The organism is Streptomyces sp. DH41 (genome assembly GCF_029813785.1).
Lineage (GTDB): Bacteria > Actinomycetota > Actinomycetes > Streptomycetales > Streptomycetaceae > Streptomyces.
Genome location: NZ_JARVKY010000001.1, coordinates 101,571 through 122,809 on the forward strand (window position 1 = coordinate 101,571; position 21,239 = coordinate 122,809).

At 71.6% G+C, this 21,239-nt stretch carries 20 protein-coding genes; 9 read left to right on the forward strand and 11 right to left on the reverse strand.

Features of this window, described 5'->3' with window-relative positions; genetic code table 11:
* Positions 1 to 14: 14 nt before the first annotated feature.
* Together QC283_RS00450 and QC283_RS00455 are read left to right on the forward strand one after the other, a co-directional pair.
* Positions 15 to 920: an NAD(P)-dependent oxidoreductase gene (locus tag QC283_RS00450; protein WP_279559264.1), complete on the forward strand. Its 906-nt coding sequence runs from the start codon at positions 15 to 17 to the stop codon at positions 918 to 920.
* Positions 921 to 1,141: 221 nt separating this feature from the next.
* Positions 1,142 to 2,968, forward strand: a complete 1,827-nt coding sequence (locus QC283_RS00455; protein ID WP_279559265.1) for a glycoside hydrolase family 3 protein — start codon at positions 1,142 to 1,144, stop codon at positions 2,966 to 2,968.
* Between the two features lie 109 nt (positions 2,969 to 3,077).
* Here QC283_RS00455 and QC283_RS00460 read toward each other — a convergent pair whose 3' ends face one another.
* On the reverse strand, positions 3,078 to 3,860 hold the full coding sequence (locus QC283_RS00460; protein WP_279559266.1) for a sulfite exporter TauE/SafE family protein: 783 nt from the start codon (positions 3,858 to 3,860) through the stop codon (positions 3,078 to 3,080).
* A 187-nt stretch (positions 3,861 to 4,047) separates the two neighbouring features.
* Here QC283_RS00460 and QC283_RS00465 point away from each other — a divergent pair, with 187 nt between their 5' ends.
* From QC283_RS00465 to QC283_RS00490, 6 genes are all read left to right on the forward strand, one after another.
* Positions 4,048 to 5,490: an NAD(P)/FAD-dependent oxidoreductase gene (locus QC283_RS00465; protein ID WP_336620613.1), complete on the forward strand. Its 1,443-nt coding sequence runs from the start codon at positions 4,048 to 4,050 to the stop codon at positions 5,488 to 5,490.
* Positions 5,490 to 8,117: a nitrite reductase large subunit NirB gene (gene nirB, locus QC283_RS00470; protein ID WP_279559267.1), complete on the forward strand. Its 2,628-nt coding sequence runs from the start codon at positions 5,490 to 5,492 to the stop codon at positions 8,115 to 8,117. The genes QC283_RS00465 and nirB overlap by 1 nt, the downstream gene beginning before the upstream one ends.
* Positions 8,114 to 8,479, forward strand: a complete 366-nt coding sequence (gene nirD, locus QC283_RS00475) for a nitrite reductase small subunit NirD (protein ID WP_279559268.1) — start codon at positions 8,114 to 8,116, stop codon at positions 8,477 to 8,479. Before nirB ends, nirD begins: the two co-directional genes overlap by 4 nt.
* Positions 8,480 to 8,527: 48 nt before the next feature.
* Positions 8,528 to 9,112 carry a TetR/AcrR family transcriptional regulator gene (locus QC283_RS00480; protein ID WP_279559269.1) on the forward strand — a complete coding sequence of 195 codons (585 nt, stop codon included), beginning with the start codon at positions 8,528 to 8,530 and terminating at the stop codon, positions 9,110 to 9,112.
* 86 nt (positions 9,113 to 9,198) lie between these two features.
* Complete coding sequence (locus QC283_RS00485; protein WP_279559270.1) at positions 9,199 to 9,966, forward strand: SDR family NAD(P)-dependent oxidoreductase; 768 nt, start codon at positions 9,199 to 9,201, stop codon at positions 9,964 to 9,966.
* Positions 9,967 to 10,076: 110 nt separating this feature from the next.
* A complete protein-coding gene (locus QC283_RS00490; protein WP_279559271.1) occupies positions 10,077 to 11,027 on the forward strand; it encodes an SMP-30/gluconolactonase/LRE family protein in 951 nt (316 codons plus the stop codon).
* 87 nt (positions 11,028 to 11,114) lie between these two features.
* Here QC283_RS00490 and QC283_RS00495 read toward each other — a convergent pair whose 3' ends face one another.
* Positions 11,115 to 12,047 (reverse strand): oxidoreductase, encoded by a 933-nt coding sequence (locus QC283_RS00495; RefSeq protein ID WP_279559272.1) that lies wholly within the window; start codon positions 12,045 to 12,047, stop codon positions 11,115 to 11,117.
* A gap of 182 nt (positions 12,048 to 12,229) precedes the next feature.
* On the opposite strand from QC283_RS00495, the gene QC283_RS00500 reads away from it, so the two are divergent.
* Complete coding sequence (locus QC283_RS00500; RefSeq protein ID WP_279559273.1) at positions 12,230 to 12,700, forward strand: excalibur calcium-binding domain-containing protein; 471 nt, start codon at positions 12,230 to 12,232, stop codon at positions 12,698 to 12,700.
* Between the two features lie 116 nt (positions 12,701 to 12,816).
* Here the strand turns inward: QC283_RS00500 and QC283_RS00505 are convergent, their stop codons facing one another.
* The 9 genes from QC283_RS00505 to QC283_RS00545 form a co-directional block, all read right to left on the reverse strand.
* The gene (locus QC283_RS00505; protein ID WP_279559274.1) at positions 12,817 to 14,052 is read right to left on the reverse strand and encodes a tyrosine-type recombinase/integrase; all 1,236 of its coding nucleotides are present in this window, start codon (positions 14,050 to 14,052) and stop codon (positions 12,817 to 12,819) included.
* Positions 14,053 to 14,082: 30 nt separating this feature from the next.
* The gene (locus QC283_RS00510) at positions 14,083 to 14,271 is read right to left on the reverse strand and encodes a helix-turn-helix domain-containing protein (RefSeq protein ID WP_279559275.1); all 189 of its coding nucleotides are present in this window, start codon (positions 14,269 to 14,271) and stop codon (positions 14,083 to 14,085) included.
* Between the two features lie 438 nt (positions 14,272 to 14,709).
* Complete coding sequence (locus QC283_RS00515; protein WP_279559276.1) at positions 14,710 to 16,185, reverse strand: ATP-binding protein; 1,476 nt, start codon at positions 16,183 to 16,185, stop codon at positions 14,710 to 14,712.
* Positions 16,186 to 16,187: 2 nt separating this feature from the next.
* Entirely contained in the window at positions 16,188 to 17,036 is an 849-nt protein-coding gene (locus QC283_RS00520) for a bifunctional DNA primase/polymerase (protein WP_279559277.1), read from the reverse strand.
* Positions 17,033 to 17,770, reverse strand: coding sequence for a DNA methylase (locus tag QC283_RS00525; RefSeq protein WP_279559278.1), 738 nt, complete (start codon positions 17,768 to 17,770; stop codon positions 17,033 to 17,035). Before QC283_RS00525 ends, QC283_RS00520 begins: the two co-directional genes overlap by 4 nt.
* Positions 17,771 to 17,860: 90 nt before the next feature.
* Positions 17,861 to 18,328: a hypothetical protein gene (locus tag QC283_RS00530; RefSeq protein ID WP_279559279.1), complete on the reverse strand. Its 468-nt coding sequence runs from the start codon at positions 18,326 to 18,328 to the stop codon at positions 17,861 to 17,863.
* 20 nt (positions 18,329 to 18,348) lie between these two features.
* Complete coding sequence (locus tag QC283_RS00535) at positions 18,349 to 18,543, reverse strand: hypothetical protein (RefSeq protein WP_279559280.1); 195 nt, start codon at positions 18,541 to 18,543, stop codon at positions 18,349 to 18,351.
* A gap of 17 nt (positions 18,544 to 18,560) precedes the next feature.
* Positions 18,561 to 18,812, reverse strand: a complete 252-nt coding sequence (locus QC283_RS00540) for a hypothetical protein (protein WP_279559281.1) — start codon at positions 18,810 to 18,812, stop codon at positions 18,561 to 18,563.
* A gap of 141 nt (positions 18,813 to 18,953) precedes the next feature.
* Positions 18,954 to 21,179 (reverse strand): cell division protein FtsK, encoded by a 2,226-nt coding sequence (locus tag QC283_RS00545; protein ID WP_279559282.1) that lies wholly within the window; start codon positions 21,177 to 21,179, stop codon positions 18,954 to 18,956.
* Between the last annotated feature and the right edge of the window lie 60 nt (positions 21,180 to 21,239).

Consider the following 21,239-nt stretch of genomic DNA (forward strand, 5'->3'; position numbering starts at 1 on the left):
GGAGCCTGATCTCCATGACTGACAAGACTTCCACCGCCCGTATTCCGCTCACCGTCCTCGGCGCCGGCGCCATGGGCACCGCCCTGGTCCGTGCCTGGCTCGCCGCCGGACATCCCGTGACCGTCTGGAACCGCACCCCGGCCCGCGCCGAGGCCCTCGCCGCCGAGGGTGCGACGGTCGCCGCGAGCGCCGCCGAGGCGGTGGCCGCGAACCGACTGGTGATCGTCTGCCTGCTCGACGACGCCTCGGTCGGCGTGGCCCTCGGCGGGGCCGACCTGACCGGGCGGGACCTGGTGAACCTCACCACCGGCACGCCCGCCGAGGGCCGCGCCCGTGCCGGCTGGGCGACGGAGCGCGGGGCCCGTTTCCTGGACGGCGGGATCATGGCCGTACCGCCGATGATCGGAGACGCCGGCTCCGGCGGGTACGTCTTCTACAGCGGTTCCCCCGCCCTCTTCGAGGAGCACCGGGACACCCTCGCCGTCCCGGCCGGCACCCGATACGTGGGCGAGGACGCCGGCTTCGCGGCGCTGCACGACGTGGCGCTGCTGAGCGCGATGAGCGGCATGTTCGCGGGCATCACACACGCCTTCGCGCTGATCGGCCCGGAGGATATCGCCCCGAAGGACTTCGCGCCGCTGCTGGTGTCCTGGCTCGGCGCGATGACCGGCTCCGCCCACCTGGCCGCCGACCAGATCGAGAGCGGCGACTACGGCAAGGGCGTCGTCTCCAACCTCGCGATGCAAGTGGCGGGCAACGCGACGCTGCTGCGCACGGCCGAGGAGCAGGGAGTGAGCCCGGAGCTGCTGACGCCGTACACGGCGTTGATGGAGCGGTGGCTCGCCGAGGGGCACGGGGAGGAGGACACGACCGGGATGGTGGAGCTGCTGGATCTGCGGCGGGGGCCGACGACGGCCTAGGACAGGCGCCCGCGGGATCGCGGGAAGCGGCGTACTCCACGTATCAGCCCAGCTCAGGGCACCCACACGGGCGGCAGGAGAGCCCCTTCACTTTGTCTAGACCTATTTTGTCTAGACCTCTTGCCCCGCCCGTGATCCGCGGGCTACGTTTCCCGCTGTTCGGAGTACTGCACATTTCCTTCAATTCCCTTGATGGGCAAGGCTGGAAGGAGCATGTCCGCATGCAGGACCGGAGTCTGTCCAGACGAACGGTGCTCGCCTCCGCGACCGTGGTCGCCGCGAGCGCGACGGGCGTCGTGGGTGTGGCGGCCACCCCCGCGGTCGCGCACAGGCGCGACGACCGCCTCAAGAGGATCATCTCCAGGATGAGCGTCGAGGCGAAGATCGGCCAGCTCTTCGTGCCGTACTTCTACGGTACGTCGGCGACTTCTCCCAGCCAGTTCGACCAGGACCGCAACCTCAGGGAACTCGGCGTCCGCACCGTGGCCGAGCTCATCGCCAAGTACCACATCGGCGGTGTCATCTACTTCTCCGGCTGGACGAACAACATCCAGGACCCCCGCCAGATCGCGGACCTGACGAACGGTGTGCAGCGGGCCTCGCTCGCGCTGCCCACCCCCGTCCCGTCCCTGATCTCCATCGACCAGGAGCACGGGGCCAACGTCCGCATCGGCAGCGGCGCCACCCAGCTGCCGGGCGCGATGGCGCTCGGCGCGGGCCGCTCGCTCTCCGACGCGCGCGCCGCCGGACGGATATCGGGCACCGAACTCGCCGCCCTGGGCATCCACCAGAACTTCGCCCCGGTCGCCGACGTCAACGTCAATCCGGCCAACCCCATCATCAACGTCCGCTCCTTCGGCGCCGACGCCCGAGCGGTCGGCCGCATGGTGGCGGCCCAGGTGACCGGCTACCAGCAGGCCGGCGTCGTGGCCTGCGCCAAGCACTTCCCGGGCCACGGGGACACCGCGCAGGACAGCCACACCGGACTGCCCGTGATCACCCACACCCGCGAGGAGTGGGACCGTATCGACGCCCCGCCCTTCAAGGCCGCGATCGCCGCCGGCGTCGACTCGATCATGACCGCGCACCTCCAGGTCCCCGCGCTCGACCCCAGCAACGAACCGGCCACCCTGTCGCCCACGATCCTCCAGGGCGTGCTGCGCGACGAACTCGGCTTCGACGGCGTGATCGTCACCGACGCCCTCAACATGGCCGGCGTGCGCACCAAGTACGGCGACGACCGCGTGCCCGTCCTCGCCCTCAAGGCCGGCGCCGACCAACTGCTCTTCCCGCCGGACATCGGCGTCGCCTACAACGGCGTCCTGGCCGCCGTCCGCAGCGGGGAGATCACCGAGGACCGACTCGACGCATCGGTTCTGCGCATCCTGCGGATCAAGGACAAGGCCGGCCTGCTCGACGGCAGCCCCTACGTCTCCCCGAAGGTGGTCGACCGGATCGTCGGCGCCCGCCGGCACCGGCTCGCCGCCGCCCGGATCGCCGAGCGCACCACCACCCTGCTGGTCAACGAGGACGAGGCGCTCCCGCTGGGCCGCCGGCAGAGGAACCTGCTGGTCGTCGGCGCGAGCCCGGCCTTCCCGACCGACGACACCCGCGGCACGGTGCCCGAGCTGGCCAAGGCGTTCGACGACCTGGGCTACCGGACCACCCACCTCGCCACCGGCCGGGCGCCCGACGCGGCGAAGATCGACGAGGCCGTGGCCGCCGCGCGGGGACGGGACGCGGTGGTGGTCACCACCGACAACGTCGGCGCCACCAGCGCCCAGCGCACCCTGGTGTCCCGGCTGCTCGCGACGGGCGTCCCCGTCGTCCACCTCGCGGTGCGCAACCCCTACGACATCGCCCACCTCGACGGCGTCCCGGCCTCACTGGTCTCCTACTGCTGGACCGAGGTCGAACTGCGCGCCGCGGCCCGGGTGATCGCCGGCCGGGTCGAGCCGCGCGGCAAGCTGCCCGTGCCCATCCAGCGGGCCGACGACCCGGCCGAGGTCCTCTTCCCCTCCGGTCACGGCCTGTCGTACGACGACTGACGCACGCCTCCCCGCGCGGCCTTCGGCCCCGGTGCCCCCCGGAAAGGGGGACACCGGGGCCGGACGCTTCAACCCGGCAGCCGGGGGCCACGTGCCGTCATCCCCCTGGCTAGGCCACCCACTGCTCCCACGCCAGGTTCGCCACCAGCGCGAAGACCACCGTCAGCAGGACGACGCGGACGAAGCCGCTGCCCTTCTTCAGGGCCGTGTGGGCGCCGAACATGCCGCCCGCGAGGTTGAAGACGGCCATCAGTGCGGCCAGCTGCCACAGGACGGCGCCCTGCCAGGCGAAGGTGGCGAGGGCGCCCGCGTTGGTGCAGCAGTTGACGATCTTGGCGGTGGCGGAGGCGGTCACCAGGTCGAGGTGGAGCACGGCGGTGAGCGCCAGGACGAGGAAGGTGCCGGTGCCGGGGCCGACGAGACCGTCGTAGAAGCCGATGCCGAGGCCCGCGAGGCCGATCGCGGCGAGGATGCGGCGGGGGCCGGCCGGGCCGGTGGCGGGGGCGGTACCGAAGGCGGGGCGCAGGATGACGAAGGCCGCCACCGCGAGCAGCACCACCATGATCACCGGCTTGAGCACCTCGGTGCTCATCCCGGCGGCGAAGAAGGCCCCGCCGGACGATCCGGCCAGCGCCGCGAGGCCGATGCGTACGGCGGTGCGGACGTCCACCGGCGCTTTGCGGGCGTAGGTCACCGCCGCGCCCGTGGTGCCGACGATGGCGACCGCCTTGTTGGTGCCCAGCGCGTGCGCGGCCGGGGTGCCGGCGGGCAGCCCGATCAGCAGCGCCGGCAGCAGCAGGAGCCCGCCACCGCCGACCACGGCGTCGATCCAGCCGGCCGCGAGGGCCGCGAGGCACAGCAGAACGACCGTGGTCAGCGATATGTCGGGCATGATCGCGAGCTTATGGACGGGATGGATGTGCCGTCCATCAAGATGAGCGTCTTCTGAGGTTGCCCGCCTGGTCCGAGGGGCCCGCCCCCGCCCTCACACCCACCCCCCGCCCCCGCTGAGGGCAGCGTTCCCCGGGGGAAACAGACGCGATGCCACCGGGTAACACCCGCACCGCACGCTCGATGCCATGACCTCGAATACGCGTGTGGTGGTGATCGGCGCCGGACTCGCGGGCGTGACGCTCGCCCGGCGGCTCGGTGAGCTCGGCACGCCCGCGCTGGTCGTCGGCGACGAGGAGCACCGGCCGTACAACCGGGTGCTGCTCGCCGAGGTACTGGCCGGACGGTACGGCCCCGAGGTGACCGCCCTGCCGGCGCCCGCCGGGCTGCTGCGCGGCCGGGTCACCGGAATCGACCGGGCCGGGCGGACCGTCCGGTGCGCCGACGGCTCGGTGATCGCGTACGACACGCTGGTCCTGGCCACCGGCTCCAACGCCGTACTGCCGCCCCTGCGCGGTCTGTTCACGCCGGACCGGGAGCTGCCCGAGGGCGTGCACGCGTTCCGGACGATGGACGACTGCCTGGCGCTGTCCAAGGCGGTACGGCCCGGGGTGCGGGCCGTCGTCGTCGGGGGCGGGCTGCTCGGGGTGTCCGCCGCTCGCGCGCTGGCCGTGCGCGGCGCGCAGGTCGTGCTCGCCCAGCAGTCCGAGCGGCTCATGGAACGCCAGCTCGACCCGGCCGCCTCCGCGCTCGTACGGCGGCACCTGGAGGACCTCGGCGTCGAGGTGCACGCCGAGTGCCGGGTGCGTGACGTGCGCAGCGTCGGCGGGGCGGTGCGGTCGGTGGAGCTGGCCGACGGGTACGCCCTCGGCACCGACCTGGTCGTCCTCTCCTGCGGGGTCCGGCCGCGCGTCGGTCTCGCGCGGGCGGCGGGGGTGGAGGTCGTGAAGGGCGTGGTCGTCGACGACGAGCTGCGTACCTCCGACCCGCACATCCGCGCCGTCGGCGACTGCGCCCAGCACGCGGGACGCGTGTACGGGCTGGCCGCGCCCGCCCTCGAACAGGCAGGTGCGCTGGCCGAGCTGCTCGCCGGGGACGGCACCGCCGCCCGCTACACGGGCACCCGGTCGCTGACCCGGCTCACGCTCAGCGGGGCCGGCGGTCCTCTCGGTCTCACCGGGTCCGGCAGCTCGCTCGGCGTCACCGGCCCCACCGGTCCCGACAGCCCCCTCGGTCCCACCAGCCCCAACAGCCCCACCAGCCCCACCGGACCCACCGAGCCCGAGAGCACTTTCGACCCCACTGGTCCCGACAGCCCCCTCGGCCCCACCGGTCCCGACAGCCCCCTCGGCCCCACCGGCCCCGGCCCCACCGGCCCCGGCAGCACTCTCGACCTCGCCGCGTTCGGCGAGACCGACCCCCGCCCCGGCGACGACGTCGTGCAGCTCGCCGACGCCACCCGGGGCACCTACCGCAAGGTCGTCGTCCGTGACGACCGGCTGGTCGGCGGGGTCCTGGTCGGCGAACTCGGCACCGTCGGCGCGCTCGCGCGCGCCTGGGAGGGAGCAGAGCCGCTCCCGTCCGACGGCGGCCCCCTGCTCCACCTGCTCACCGATGACGGAGGCTCCTGATGTCCACGGACGACACCCCCACGATCGTGCTCGTCGGCCACGGCATGGTCGGCCAGCGCTTCCTCGAAGCGCTCGCCGAGCGCGGCCTGACCGGCACGCACCGCGTGGTCGTGCTGTGCGAGGAGCCGCGCCCCGCCTACGACCGGGTCCAGCTCACCTCGTACTTCTCGGGGAAGACCCCCGAGGACCTGTCGATGACCGACATGGCCTTCATCGCGGAGCACGGCATCGAGCTGCGCGTCGGTGACCCGGCCGAGAGCGTCGACCGCGATACGCGCAGGGTGACCGCCCGCTCCGGGCTGGTCGTCGACTACGACGTGCTGGTGCTCGCCACCGGCTCCTACCCGTTCGTCCCGCCGGTCCCCGGCAAGGACGCCGAGGGCTGTTTCGTCTACCGGACGATCGAGGACCTGCTCGCCATCGAGGAGTACGCCGAGAACGCGACGACCGGCGCGGTGGTCGGCGGCGGGCTCCTCGGCCTGGAGGCGGCGGGCGCCCTCAAGGGCCTCGGACTCACCTCGCACATCGTGGAGTTCGCGCCCCGGCTGATGCCGGTCCAGGTCGACGAGGGCGGCGGCGCGGCGCTGCTGCGCACCATCGAGGACATGGGCCTGTCCGTGCACACGGGGGTGGGCACGCAGGAGATCCTTACCGGCGAGGACGGCGCCGTCACCGGCATGAAGCTGTCCGACGGTTCCGAACTCGCCACCGACCTGGTGGTGTTCAGCGCCGGCGTCCGCCCCCGCGACCAGCTGGCCCGCGACTGCGGACTGGCGGTCGGCGAGCGCGGCGGCATCAGCGTCGACGAGCGGTGCCGTACGGTCACCGACGAGCGCGTCTTCGCGATCGGCGAGTGCGCGCTGGCGGTCGACGGGCGCGTGTACGGGCTGGTGGCACCGGGGTACGAGCAGGCCGAGACGGCCGCCGCGACCATCGCCGCCCAGGAGGCCTCCTTCACCGGCGCCGACCTGTCCACCAAGCTGAAGCTGCTCGGCGTGGACGTCGCGTCCTTCGGCGACGCGCACGGCGCCACCGCCGACTGCCTGGACGTCGTCTACTCGGACTCCCGCGCCGGCCTGTACAAGAAGCTGGTCGTCGGCCGCGACGGCACCCTGCTCGGCGGCATCCTGGTCGGTGACGCGGAGGCCTACGGCACCCTGCGCGCCTTCACCGGCTCCGTCCCGCCGGTCTCCCCCGAGTCGCTGGTGCTGCCCGCCGGTGCCGGGGCGCCGGCCCAGCTGGGCCCGTCCGCCCTCCCCGACGACGCGGTGATCTGCTCCTGCCACAACGTCACCAAGGGCACGATCCGCGGCGCGGTGACGGAGCACTCCTGCACGACCGTGCCCGAGGTGAAGAAGTGCACCAGGGCCGGCACCGGCTGCGGCTCCTGCGTCAAGGTGCTCGGCCAGCTGGTCACCGCCGAGCTGGAGGCGAGCGGCGTCGAGGTCGACAAGGGCCTGTGCGGCTGCTTCGCGCAGACCCGCGAGGAGCTGTACGAGATCGTCGGCGCCCTGCGGATCACCTCCTACCGGGAGCTGCTCGACCGGCACGGCCGCGAGGGCGCCCGGGGCGGTGAGGGCTGCGAGGTCTGCAAGCCGGCGGTCGGCTCGATCATCGCCTCCCTCGCCCCGGCGATCGGTGCGAGCGGCTATGTCCTGGACGGTGAGCAGGCGGCCCTCCAGGACACCAACGACCACTTCCTGGCCAACCTCCAGCGGAACGGCTCGTACTCCGTCGTCCCCCGCATCCCCGGCGGCGAGATCGCCCCGGAGAAACTGATCGTCATCGGCGAGATCGCCCGCGACTTCGGGCTCTACACGAAGATCACCGGCGGTCAGCGCATCGACATGTTCGGCGCCCGCGTCGAACAGCTCCCGGTGATCTGGGCCCGGCTGGTGGACGCCGGTTTCGAGTCCGGGCACGCGTACGGGAAGTCGCTGCGCACGGTGAAGTCATGCGTGGGGCAGACCTGGTGCCGCTACGGCGTGCAGGACTCGGTCCGGATGGCGATCGACCTGGAGCTGCGCTACCGGGGGCTCAGGTCCCCGCACAAGCTGAAGTCGGCGGTCTCCGGGTGCGCCCGCGAGTGCGCCGAGGCCCAGTCGAAGGACTTCGGCGTGATCGCCACCGTAGGCGGCTGGAACCTCTACGTCGGCGGCAACGGCGGCGCCACCCCGCGCCACGCGGACCTCCTCGCGCAGGACCTCTCGGACGCCGAACTGGTCCGGCTCATCGACCGGTTCCTGATGTTCTACATCCGCACCGCCGACAAGCTGGAGCGCACCTCCACCTGGCTGGAGCGGATCCCCGGCGGCCTGGACCACGTACGGGACGTCGTCGTGCACGACTCGCTCGGCATCTGCGACGAGCTGGAGTCCCTGATGTCCGCCCATGTCTCGCACTACCGCGACGAGTGGGCCCAGACCATCAACGACCCCGAGAAGCTGGCCCGGTTCGTGTCCTTCGTGAACGCGCCTGACGCTCCCGACCCGGTCGTGGGCTTCGTGCCCGAACGCGACCAGATGAAGCCCGACCTGCCGCTGCTGAGCATCGGCCTGCGGCGCACCGAGGAAGACCTCGCAGCAGACCTCGAAGAAGACCTCCTGGAAGGAAGCACCCGGCGATGACCCTGGCACCCGAGTCCCTGGCACCCGAGACGACCGACCTCAAGGTCCGGCTGCGGCTGACGGACGACTGGTTCACGGCCTGCGACCTGGGCGCCCTGCTCCCGGGCCGGGGCGTCGCGGCCCTGCTGCCGGACGGCGGCCAGGTGGCCCTCTTCCGCGACCGGAACGGCGAGCTGTACGCCATCGGCAACCGGGACCCGTTCACCGGGGCGGCGGTCCTCTCCCGCGGTCTGACCGGGACCCACCGGGGCCGCCCGTTCGTCGCCTCCCCGCTGCTCAAGCAGCGCTTCGACCTGGCGACCGGGCGGTGCCTGGACGACGAGGCGGTCCGGGTGGAGACGTACGAGGTGAAGGCCGCCTGAGCCCACCTTTGTTGACCGTTCGTTCTGCAAAGGTCTACGCTGCGACACGTGGCCAGGACCAAGGAGTTCGATCCGGACGCCGCGCTGCGGGCAGCCATCGAGCTGTTCTGGCGGCGCGGTTACGAGGCGACGTCGATGTCCGACCTCGTGGAGCATCTCGGCATCGGGCGCGCCAGTATCTACGCGACCTTCGGCAACAAGCACGAGCTGTACCTGAAGGCACTGGCGCGCTACGAGGAGGGAAATCTCCCGGACCTGCTGGAGGAGCTGTCCCGGCCGGGTCCGGCCCTGCCGGGCGTACGCTCCCTGGTGCGGCGCTACGCCGCCGAGGCGACCGCCGACGACCTGCGAGGACGCGGCTGCTTCGTCACCAACACCGCGGCCGAGCTGGCGCCGCGCGACCCGGCCGCCGCGCGGCGGGTCGAACGCAACTGGGACCAGCTCGAGACCGTGCTGCACTCGGCGCTGGTCCGGGCCCGGGCCCAGGGCGAACTGCCCGCCGGCCGTGACCCGCTGACCCTCGCCCGCATGCTGCTGGTGCTGCTCCAGGGGCTGCGGGTGGTCGGGAAGGCGTCGCCGGACCCGGCGCGGGTGCGGGACGCGGCGGAACAGGCACTGACCCTGCTCGACTGAGACACCGCGAGCCCCTCTCCGGACTCCGGAGGGGTGCTTCTCACGACCTCATACTGAACCGATCGGTCAAGAAAAAAGGGAGATTCATGACCACCCAGCGCTTCACCGACAGGACCGCCCTCGTCACCGGCGCGGGCTCCGGCATCGGACGGGCCGTCGCCCTCGGCCTCGCCGCCGAGGGCGCGCACGTCGTCGTCGCCGGGCGCAGGAGTGAGCCGCTCGACGAGACAGTCGCCCTGATCGAGGCGGCGGGCGGCAAGGCGCTGGCCGTCACCGCCGACGTCACGCGGTCCGCCGACGTACGGGCCGTCGTGGACGCCGCCGTACAGCACTTCGGCTCCCTCGACGTGGCCGTCAACAACGCGGGCGTCTTCCACGGCGGTTCCCCCGTGGCCGATCTGTCCGAGGAGGACTGGCACGCACAGCTCGACATCAACGTCAGCGGTGTGTTCCTCGCCCTGCGGGCGGAGGTCCGTCAGATGCGGGCCCAGCCGGGCGGCGGCACGATCGTGAACATCGCCTCCACCTTCGGCGTGCACAAGCGCAGCCCGGGCGCCACCGCCTACGCGGCCACCAAGGCGGCCGTCTCCGTGCTCACGCGGGGCGCCGCCCTGGACCACATCGCGGACGGCGTCCGCATCAACGCCGTCAGCCCGGGCGCCACCGCGACCTCCATGTCCCTGCTGCCCGGCGAGACGGAGGCGGGGCGGGCCGAGCGCATGCGGAGCGAGACACCGCTCGGCCGGGTCTCGTCGGTGGCGGAGGTCGCGGCCGCCGTGCTGTACCTGGCGTCGGACGACGCGGCGTCGGTGGTGGGCATCGACCTGGTGGTGGACGGCGGGCAGACGGCCTGATCGTCCGGGACGGCTGTCGGTTTCCCGCCAAATCCGGCCGGCGCCTCGAATTCGCCCCGGCCGTCGGGTTTCATCGAGGCCCACGTCCTTCTCGCCCGGAGGCCCGCACCATGACTCGGAACCACCACTCCCGACCGTCCCGGCGCGCGCTGCTCGGCGGTGCCGCCGGCGCCGCGTTGGCGGTGGCCGCCGGTAGCGGCTCGGCCGGGGCCGCCGCCCCCACAGCCGTGTGGCCGACCCGGTTCCCGCTGCCCGACGGCTGGCTGCCCGAGGGCATCACCATCGGGCGCGGGCCCTACGCCTACATGGGCTCGCGCGCCGACGGCGCCGTCTACCGCACCGACCTGCGCACCGGCGAGGGCCGGGTCGTCCACGAGGGCGGCCCGGGCCTCGCGGCCATCGGCCTGAAACTGGACCACGACGGCCTGCTGTACGTCGCCGGGGGCGGCGGCGGAACCGCGCGGATCGTCGACGCCCGCACCGGCGGACTGCTGCGCACCCACCGACTCACCGAGTCGGCCGGCCATTTCATCAACGACGCGGTCCTGCTCGGCGACCGCGCCTGGTTCACCGACTCGTACGGACCCGTCCTGTACGGCGTCCCGCGCGGCCGGCGCGGCGACGTGCGCACGCTGCCGCTGACCGGCGACTGGGAGCAGACGCCGGACGTCATCAACGCCAACGGTCTCGTCTCCACCCCCGACGGGCGCGGACTGATCGTCGTCAGGATGGCGGCGGGCGAGCTGTACCGCGTCAGCCTCAGGACCGGCCGCGCCTCCCGGATCAGGCTGGTCGGCGCGGACGACGTGGTCAACGGCGACGGCCTGGTCCGGGTCGGCCGCACGCTGTACGTCGTCCAGAACCGGAACAACCTGGTCAGCGTCTGGGACCTGGACGCGAGGGCCGGCCGGGCGACCCTGCGCCGCACGATCACCGACCCGCGCTTCGACGTCCCCGCCACCGCCGCCCGCTTCGGCGACCGCCTCTATCTCGTCAACGCGCGCTTCACCAGTCCGCAGACGCCCGAGACGACGTTCACGGCGGTGGCGGTACGACGCTGAGCCGCCCGAGGTGTCAGGGCGCCGTACCGAGCGGCCCGGGGCGACCGGGCGCCGTGCTGAGCCGCCCGACGCGTCACGGCGCCGGTCTCAGGCCTCCAGTGCCTCGTAGGTGACACCCGTCAGCCGCTCGGAGGCGGCCCACAGCCGCTCCCCCATCGCGTCGTCGGTGGTCCAGGGCGCCCGCCAGGACGGGGCGGGCGCCCCGCGCCACATCGCGAAGGACGGGCCGGTGAAGGAGTCGGCGGGTACGCCGGGCGCGGTCGCCGCGTACAGGACGGGCAGCGCGCCCGACTCGGCGGGCTGGGCGACGACCCGGGTCGCGAGCCGCATCATCCGCTCGGCGACCCGGCGGCCCTCGGCGCGGGGCCCGGCGGTCTGCAGATTCGTCTCCGCGTACCCCGGATGGGCGGCGACCGCGCGCACGTCCGAGGCGCCGTCCCGGGCCGCGAGCCGGCGGGCCAGCTCGTGGGTGAAGAGCAGGTTGGCGGACTTGGAGCGGGCGTAGGCGGTCCAGCGCCCGTACCGCCGTACGTTGTTGAGGTCGCGCGGATCGACGTTGGCCAGCGCGTGCAGGAAGCTGGAGACGGTCACGACGCGGGCGCCCGGCGTGGCGAGCAGGGTGGGCAGCAGCAGCCCGGTGAGGGCGAAGTGGCCCAGGTGGTTGACGCCGAACTGCGTCTCGAAACCGTCCGACGTCGTCCCGTGGGGCAGCGCCATGACCCCGGCGTTGTTGACGAGGAGGTCGACCCGCTCGTAGGGCAGTCCGTACGCGAACTCACGGACGGAGGCCAGCTCCCCGAGGTCCAGCCGCGCCACCTCCACGGCGGCGTCCGGCACCTCGCCGAGGAGACGCTCGACGGCGTCGCGCCCCCGCGCCTCGCTGCGGCAGGCGAGCACCACGCACGCGCCCTTGCGGGCCAGCTCGCGGGCCACCACGTAACCGAGGCCGCTGTTGGCGCCGGTGACGACGGCGACGCGCCCGTCCAGGCCGGGCATGTCGCCCACGTTCCAGCCGGTCATCAACGGCTCCTTCCCTGGTCCGGACCCCTCTCACCGTACGCGCCGACGCTCCGGAGCGGAGAGTTACCGTCCGGTCACGTCACGTTCGCGTCACGAGTCCTCCATATCGCCACCACATCTCCGGTACCTCAATAGCTTCGTCACCTCATATCCGCTCATCCACACCATCTCCGGGACTCTCGATGAACCTGCTCCGCAAGCCCGTCGCCGTGACCGTCGCCGCACTGGCCCTGGCCGCCCTGCCGACCGCCGCCCAAGCCCACGACGGCACCCACCCGTTCGAGAACTGCGCCGAGGCGTACGAGAACGGGTACTCCAACATCGCCAAGGGCGACAAGCACTACGGGGAGCACCTGGACCGCGACGACGACGGCGTCGGCTGCGACAAGCCGCCCGCCGGCTTCGTGCCCGCCGGCGACAAGGACGCGGGCGACAAGGACGACGACTCGGCCGGCTCCGGGAACGCGGAGAACTCCGGCAGCGGCGAGGCCGGCGGCGCGAAGGAGGCCGCCGGGCAGCAGGGCGCCGACCTGGCCGAGACCGGCGGCGACGACACCACCCCGTACATCGCGGCGGGCGGCGCGGCCGTCGTGCTCGCCGGCGGCGGACTGCTGCTGGCCGTGAACAGGCGGCGCGGCGCCGCCTCCCGCTGACGCCACGCGCGACGAGGCCGGGGAAGGAAGACCGCGAAGGCGGCACCCCCGCACAGGGTGTACGGCTGACCTCTCTACCTGGGAGATCAGCCGTACCTCATGTCCCGAGGGCACTCTCAGGGCACATCGCCCAGAACGGCTTCCATCATGTCGGCCGTCCGATCCGCCTCCGCCTCCCACAGATGCGTGTAGACGTTCAGCGTGATCGAGGGCTTGGCGTGCCCCAGGCGCATCTGAACCTGCTTCGGCGTCGCCCCGTTCCTGATCAGCACGGAGGCGTAGAAATGGCGCAGGTCATGAAGCGTGGTGCCCTCGGGGACGCGTACCTTGCTGCCGGACTTCGCCAGGTGCGCATTCGCCCGCTTGACGTTGCGGGCCCACAGCTTCGCCCAGCTGCCACGCCGGATCGCCCCGCCGGTCTCACTCGTGTACAGCAGCCGGGCGTGTCGCCACACGGGCTTACGTGGGTTCGTCCGGTCCTCGATGTGTACGACATTGGGTGGGAAAGCCTTCCGGTGTAGCTCGATCTCGTCGACTACGGATTGCCCTTGGGGCACTGCTCTATAGCTCTGTTTGGTCTTCGGCTCGCCCAGGTACGGCACGCCCTTGTCGGGGCCGATCAGTTGCTGCTTGACCTCGACGGTCTTGGCCGGCTCCTCGTCTTCCAAGCCGAACAACTCGCCTTGGCGGAGTCCGGTGGAAGCCGCCTGCCGCACCAGCGCCCGATACCGGGGAGTCGCAGTGGCAATCAGCGCCCTTACAGCCTCCGGGTCGAGCGGATGAATCTCCGGATAGAACACCTCGGGCGGCTTGAGACCCTCCCACGGATACTTAGGGATGAGGCCCTCTTGATGAGCCATCTTCAGGACGCTGGTGCAGACGTTCCAAGGTGTCGCGAACGTCGACGGGGCGATGACTGCGGACCGCTCTTTGATCCACTTCTGGCCGTCTGCCCGCTGGATGCTGCCGATCTGCCGGTTGCCGAAGGTCGGATAGATGTGCAGCCGTAGGGCCCGCTCGACATTCGTCTCGGTCCGATCGCGATGAACGGCCGTCTCCTGCCAGCGCTCAGCGACGGCCCTGAACTTCTGCTTGCCAAGCTCCCGATTCACGAAGGTGCCGCCATCGAGTTCGGCTTTCACCTTGGCGGCCCTGGAGTCTGCGGCCGTCCTCTTCGCGAAGTTCTCCTTGCACTGCTTGCCGGACAGATCCCGATAGCGCACCTGCCAGCGCTTGCCGACTCCGTGTTCGGTGCTCGGGTACACGGTCGCCGTCTTGGTGCTGTGCGCTTGGCACGGCTCGGCGTCGGCCGGCGGGCGGGACAGATGCCAGCGGTCGTAGACGTCAGTCATTCGTGCGCCTCTCCCTAAAACTGTCTCGGGTCATGCTGCGAATCGGGCTCCGATCTCGTCGGCGTCGTACTTGTCGAGCGCTTCGGCGTCGTACAGAACATGTCGACCGCGCTTGATGAAGCACTGCGGGCCGGTTCCGACGTAGCGCCAATAGCGGACGGTTGCGGGCGACGTGCGGTAGCGCTCGGCGACTTCCGCAGTCGTCAAGTACCTCTTCATGACGTCCTTCCTGAGAGGTCAGGTGCGGGGGCCGCGTGTGTCCGAGGTGCGGATTTCTGCGTCACTGCGTCAAACGCGTCATGCGGGTCTGTGACCTGTGGGTTTGCGTGACTCGGCGGTGTCGGCTGTCTGTCACGGCCGGGTGGGTGTGTCACGGGGGTGTGACGCGGGTGACGTGGTGTGACGCGGGTTTCGGGCGTCTGCGTCACGCCCGTTGAAGCAGGTCAGGGGCCGTCATTGTGGTGACGGATGACGTGGTGACGCAGGGGCTCTCTCTTAGGACAAAAGAGGGGGTGGTTTCTGTTTGTGATGCGGCTGCGGTGTTGAAGCAGGAGCCGCTTCGCGGCGCGTTCTTGGGGCGGCTGTCGCCGAACAGCAAGAGGAGCACCGGGGCGGCGGGTGCTCCTCTTGCTTGTCATGCGGCCGAGAGCGCCCGTGTCAGTGCAGGGAGCCCTGTTGGTGCAGGGGCTCGGGTGCGGGGCGGGTCATGGCGATGTAGCGGGCGGTGCGGGTGCGTCCCCAGTCGATGACGACGCCACGGGCGGCGAAGGTGGGCTGGAGGCGCTTGAGCCGGTCGGAGAGGACTTTGCCGGTGGTGGGCCAGCCCTTGGGCAGGGGACGGCAGTCCTCACCGCTGTGGAGACGGCTGAGGCAGTCCAGCCACTCGGAGGAGGTCATGCGCTGCTCTGCGCCCGGGTCGAGACCGGCGGCGTGGTGCAGCACGGTCTGTGCAAGGAGGTCGCCCTCGATGACGTCGTCGTTGAGGTCGTCGAGGCTGGCCCGGTAGGCGGGCAGTGAGGCGAGGCCGGTGGCCGTGTCGAACTGCGCGCACAGGTGGGCGAAGTCGGCCATGCGCAGGTCGGTGGGGGTGGGGGCGGTGGCGGCGCGGACCTTGACGGTGAGGTCGAGGAGCGAGCCGAGGATGACGGGCAGCGCGGTGGTGAACTCGGCCCACAGCTCTGCTTCGGTGCGCCGCACCGTCGGGCGCTCCAGCCGCAGGGGCAGGAGACGTTCCGCCAAGTCGGGCCGGATGACGCCCACGTCAATGCCGGTCAGGAGCAGGGGCCGGCGGTAGCGGGAGCGGTACACGTCGCCGTCGCTGAACAGGGCGCGCTTGATGGACTCGGCTCCGGTGACGATGCAGCACATGAGGTCGGACAGGTCGGGTGCCAGGTGGGAGAGGTTGTCCAGGGCGGTGATCCAGCCTGCCGCCACGGCGGTGATCAGGCTCTCTTCATCCTTGGGCGCGCGGCGCAGGTCGCCGCTCATGCCCTCGATGATGCGCACGAGCATGCGGCCCGCGGTCGACTTGCCGGCGCCCTGCGGGCCGGTGAGGAACGGCGCGGGGACCGGGACGCCCGGTTCCAGGCAGCCGACGAGCCAGGCCAGCGCCAAACATTCGGTGTCAGGGGTGGCGAAGTTGGTCAGCCTCAGCAAGGCGTCGATGCCCTGCCCGGCGGTGTCCTTGGCGGGCAGGGGCAGTTCGCCGGTGAGCTGGGTGCGCCGCCAGCAGACCTCTGCAGGGTCGGGAATGGCGATGGTCCAGCCGGTGGGGTGGATGCGCACGGACTGACCGTCGTCGCGGCCGAGGTCGAGCCAGGTGGCCCCGTCCGAACCGGGTGCCACACGGATGTGGGTGGCCTGCACGTCCTTAGAGAGAGCGAGTGCTTCGATCAAGTCCAGTGCCTCCTTCAAGGCAGTGCCGTTGAATACGCCGATCCCGTCCCGGAACAGGCCGACCATGAGTTCCTGGCGGTGGCTCCCGGTGGTGCCCTGAGAGCGGATGGGACGGGCCACGGGGTGGCCGTTGCGCTGGGCGTAGACGGTGCCGTCGACAGTGCGGAAGTAGCGGAAATGGGCCTGCGCGTACTCGGTGATGACCTCGCGACCCGGCGCCTTCTCGTCCTCGGACACGGTCACATCCCCAAAGCGGTGCGGGCGTTGGTCCACGCGTCCGTGCAGTGCCGGGCCGTCTCGCCCTTGGCCTGCGCGGCGGTGAACAGCCGAGCGACGTGAGTGTCGGTGAGGCAACCGCACCGGCCGTGCCGAGACAGCACCGCGAGGAACGTCCGGTACACGGTCGCGTGGACCGCGCTGGATGCCTCGGTGATGCGCTGCTCTGCCATGGCGATGCCCCGTTCCAGGAACGCGGGCGTGCGGTGCGGGCACTCCCCCTGTCCGCCCCTCACGGGCCCTGGGAGCGTCTGTGGCGCCCTGGAGGCGGGGGACGGCTCCTTTACTGCCAGGGCGCGCACAGCGTCCGGGAGAGTGGCCATGACGCCAACCCCGGGACCGAGCCAACGCGCGTAGGCCATTGCCGACTTGATGTCTACGCCGGGCCGGACAGCGTTGCGGGAGGCCAGGGCGCCCCGGTAGATCCAGTGCTCGCCGCGCGTCGTGGGCACGGTCCGCGTGGCGGGCAGCGCGGTGCGGGCCCAGGCGATGGCGTCGGCGTCGTCCAGGTCGACCACGGTCAGGCCGGCGCCGCCGGGGTGGTAGGCGACGCACACCGCCTGTCGCCACGCCGCCGCCCATGCGGGCGAGACGATGATGGCCGGTTCGGTGGTGGCGGCGGCCCATCCGTGGCAGGGGGCCGGGCACCGGCATGGACCGGGCACCTTCATGTTCGGCCGGCCGCCGCACGCGTTGTCCGCGCACGCCATGCAGTTGCCGAACGGGACCTTGCCCCGGCGTAGGGGCAGCACGGGCACGCCGGAAGCGGCGAGGCTCAGCGCGGTGTGCTGGGGGTATGGCGTCTCGCTCATGCCGCTACCTCCAGCGTGGGGGCGAGGGTGGCGAGCCAGGCGTGTGCGATCCACTCGGTATAGGCGGGCGGGAGCGCGTCCCGTAGGCGGAGGTGATCGGTCGACCAGTCGATGCCCTTGGCGTCGCGGATCTCCCGCACGGTGGCCTTGCCGCCGCCCTGGCCGTACGCGGCGACGTAGGGGCCCTCGCGGTAGACGCCGTGGCGCCACCCGCGCACATAGCCCCGGTGGCGGGGGTGCGCTGGCTGCACGGTGGTCCAACCCCCGAGTTCGAAGTAGCGGTGCATGAGCACGCCGAGACCGAACATCTCGCCGCACAGACGCAGGTCTTTGCGGACCTCGGAGCCGGCCACGTTCTCCATCACGTACGGCCGCCCCGTGGCCTCCAGCGCGGCCCTGGTCGGGGCGATGAGCCGGGGGTAGGTGCGGCCGACGGCCGCGTTGCGGGCCCGGTTGGTGCCCTTCGTGGGCGCGCCCTCGCCCTGGCAGGGCGGGGAGGCGTGGATGAAGTCGAATTCGTGGCCGTGCGCGCGGATGAAGTCGATGGCGTCGCCCTGGTGGAAGGCGTCACCGCAGTAGTCCGGCTGTGCCTGGATGTCGACGCCGGTGACGTGCACGCCCGGGACGGCGTCCTTGATGCCCTTGGTGGCGCCGCCGATGCAGGAGTAGGCGTCCAGCACCCGGAAGGGGCGGAACGTGTCCGGCACTCGCCGGATCTCGGAAGGTTGCGTCATGCTGTAGATCTCCTGTTCTGCTACGTCGGGATTGGGAGACCGAGGGCGGCGGGCTGTCCTGTCCGGGAGTGCCGCCGCCCTCGGGCGTAGCTAGCTGTAGAACCTGTTGCGCTTGATGACGGCCTTGCGGATGTTGACCGTGGTTCCGCCGCCGTGGCTACCCGCGCTGATGACCAACACGACGACCCATCCGCCGAAGAGCACGGCGGCGAGGATGACGAGCTGGTGGATGAGCGCGGTCAGTGCCGCGATGAACGTGGTGAGCAGCAGCAGTCCGCCGCACACGGCGAGGAACCCGACACCCCCGAGCGCGATGTTCACCGCCGTACGGGAGACGGCCGGCTTGTGCGCGGCCGGGTGGGGCTTGGCGGGCTCGACGGCGTAGCCGGTAACGACGCGGCCGTCGGGCAGGACGACGCTCGCCACGGACGGGACGCCGCCCGGTTGGACGGGTGCGAGCGGGGCGGTGTGCGCGGGGGCGAGGGGCGTGGGGGTGTGGACTTCCACGGCCGCCGTCTCGTGTGCGGCCGGGCGCCCGTACGCGGTGGGTTCGTTCATGGTCCTGGTCTCCGTTCGGGTCAGCGGCCGGTGTCGGGCAGGGCGTCGGCGACGGCGGTGACGAGCTGGTTGATGGTGTCGGCCGCGTCGGTGCCGGCGAGGTAGAAGCCGAAGAGCGCGACGGCGACGGCCGCGCCGGCGCCGACGGCCTTGAAGCGCAGCAGCAGCACGACGACGACGGCGAGCAGCAGAACGAGGGGGATGGTGAGGGTCACGGGCGTCTCCCGGCGGGTCAGCGGGTGCCGGCGCGGTAGGTGCGCGCGGCGCGGTTGTAGATCCAGCGGCCGACGCGTATGCGCTTGCCGGTGGCGTGGCAGCGTCGGCAGTCACGGCCGCGCTTGGGCTTGCCCTTGCGGTCGGTGGTGAGTTCGTGGCCCATGCCGTCGCACTTGCGGCAGTCCCCGAACGGGCTCAGCCAGCACCGAACGATGTAACCCAGTGTGACGAGCAAGAGGAAGGCGGTAGTAAGGGCTGCAAGGCTCATCAGGGGCCTCTCAGGCGGGTTTCAGGGGGTTTTCGCAGGTGGGCTGCTACGCGCTAGCGGCCTGATCAGGGGCGGTTTGGGTCGCTAGCAGGGTTGCTACCGGTAGCGACGTCTGCCGCTACCGGTAGCACCCTCCGGGACCTATCCGGCGTCCCGCTTTTGGTTGCGCTGCGTAATCGCGGTGGCGATGTCGTCGCGCTTGATGCCGCGCTTGTTGACCTGTTCGCCGTCGATGCGCCGGCTGATCTGCACGGTGCCGATCCCGAGCGGCTTGAGCGCGGCGGTGAGTGCTTCGGCCTTGGGCTTGGCCTCCAGCTGAGCCCACGGGCCGTAGACCTCGGGGCGCAGGTCGGCGAGGCGGTCCACGACCGTCTCCGACCACACCTTGGCCTCGCCCTTGCCGAGCACGGCCGCGACGTCGTCCAGGATCGTCGCGGACGTCTCCGGTGCCGGGACCTCGCCGACCGCGTCACCGGACAGCGTGCCCTCCGCCTCGCGCAGGGCGGCGGCCCGGGTCAGGATGCGGTCGGCGTCGCGGCCGTCGGCGAGGTAGGTGCGCACGATCCCGGAGTCGTCCGACATGCCCTTGAGCAGGCCCACGCCCTTGTGGGACTTCAGCAGCTTGGACGCGTCCAACCCTTCCGAGTAGGAGCCGGCACCGAGGATGGTGTCCGAGACCTGGTAGGCGCCGACCCGCAGCGCGAGGCGGGCCTGATGCTGGTCACGCAGCTCGGAGGGGCACGCCTTGTCGTCCGGCTTCTGCGTCGCGGTCATCACGCTGACGCCGACGGCCGGGGCGACCCGGGCGAGGTAGACCATCAGGGACAGGATCTCCTTGCCGTGCTCGGGGTGGGTCAGGTACTCCTGCACCTCGTCCACCACGAACAGCGTGAGCGGCATGTTCAGCTTCTTGTCCCGGCTGATCTCCGGAGTGAGCTTGCCCTCCGGGCAGACGTGCAGGGGCAGTTCGGACAGCCGGTGGTACCGGTCTTCGACGTCCGCCTTGAGTTCCCGCAGCGAGGTCAGCAGGTGCTGCACCGGGTCGAACCCGTTCTTGGGCACGATGCCGAACCCGATGCGGTGCGCGACCAGGGCGAACTTCCGCCAGTCCGGCGACGCCTTGCCGTCGAACACGTACAGGCGCACGTGCGGGTCCAGGGCGGCGGCGAGCGCGATCGTGCGGGCGGAGAACGTCTTGCCCTGACGCGGCACGGCACCGACCAGCAGCGACAGCCACAGCATCGTGGCCATGACCGGGTTGCCGCGCTCGTCGACACCCCACGGGAACGGCTTCCAGAAGTCCACCCGCGTCGCCCCCAGCAGCGGCGAGCGGCCCGACGGGACGGCGAGCGGGTCACGGTCGGCGATCCAGTACGACACCCGGCGCTCGCTCGTCTCGTCCTTGTCCAGGAAGAGCTGAGTAGCAGCGATGTCCATGCCCGACGCCAGCTTGGAGTGAGCGCTCAGCGCGTCCTTGAAGGACTTGCCGTAGGGCAGATCCACGATCACGCGCCACCCGTCCCCGTCCCGACCGATCGGCCGCGGGAAGGCGATCGTCTGATCCTTACTGGTCAGCCCGGACACCTCGTGCGCGCGGATGACGATGTCCGAGGACAACTTGCGCTTGCGGAACGTCACCTTGGCCATGTCGATCAGCGGCCGGTCCGCCGGCGCCCCCACCACACCGAGCGTGGTCGTCAGCGCGGCCACGGCCAGCATGAGCAGCCACGACGGCGCCATGACGTAGAGGGTCAGGGCTGCGGCCAGGCCGAGGAAGCCGGCGATCGTGGCCACGATGCCGCGCAGCCTCACGCGGTCGTTGCGCTGCCGGGAGAGCTTCAGGTACTCCGCCGCGTCCTCGTTGGCCACGGAGGCGAGGCGCAGGCCCTTGCCCTCCGCGTCGAAGACCCACCGGCCGATCGCGGTCGACCAACGCCACGCGCCGCGCGGCGAGTACGCGCAGATCTTCGGCGTGTACACGAGCGGCAGGCGCACCGCGTGGTAGCCGACCACGGCCGAGTAGTGCCGGATCGCCCACTTACGCACGGCCGTGCGCTGGTCGGGGAGCTTCACCCAGTCCGGCAGCACCGGCAGACGGGCCTTGTCCTTGGCCTCCATCCATTCCGCGACCGAGGGCGGGTAGACCTCGCGCGGCGGGTCGACCGGCGCCCCCTCGCTCAGGCCGTCGGCCTCCGGGTCGTCGGTGTCGGGGAGTTCGGCCTCCCATTCACCCGGCTTCACCACACCCCCACCCGGGGCGGTCGGGTCGGGGTCGGTGGTCTTCTTCAGCGGGAACGGCACGATGTCGGCCGTCGGTTCGGTGCCCTCCGGGTCCCCGGCGGGCGTGAAGGTCGTCGTTTCCGTCACGATGTACGTACTCCTTCGGGAGTCGAAGGGTCCGGCCGGCTTGCTGTGGAAGGTCGGGCG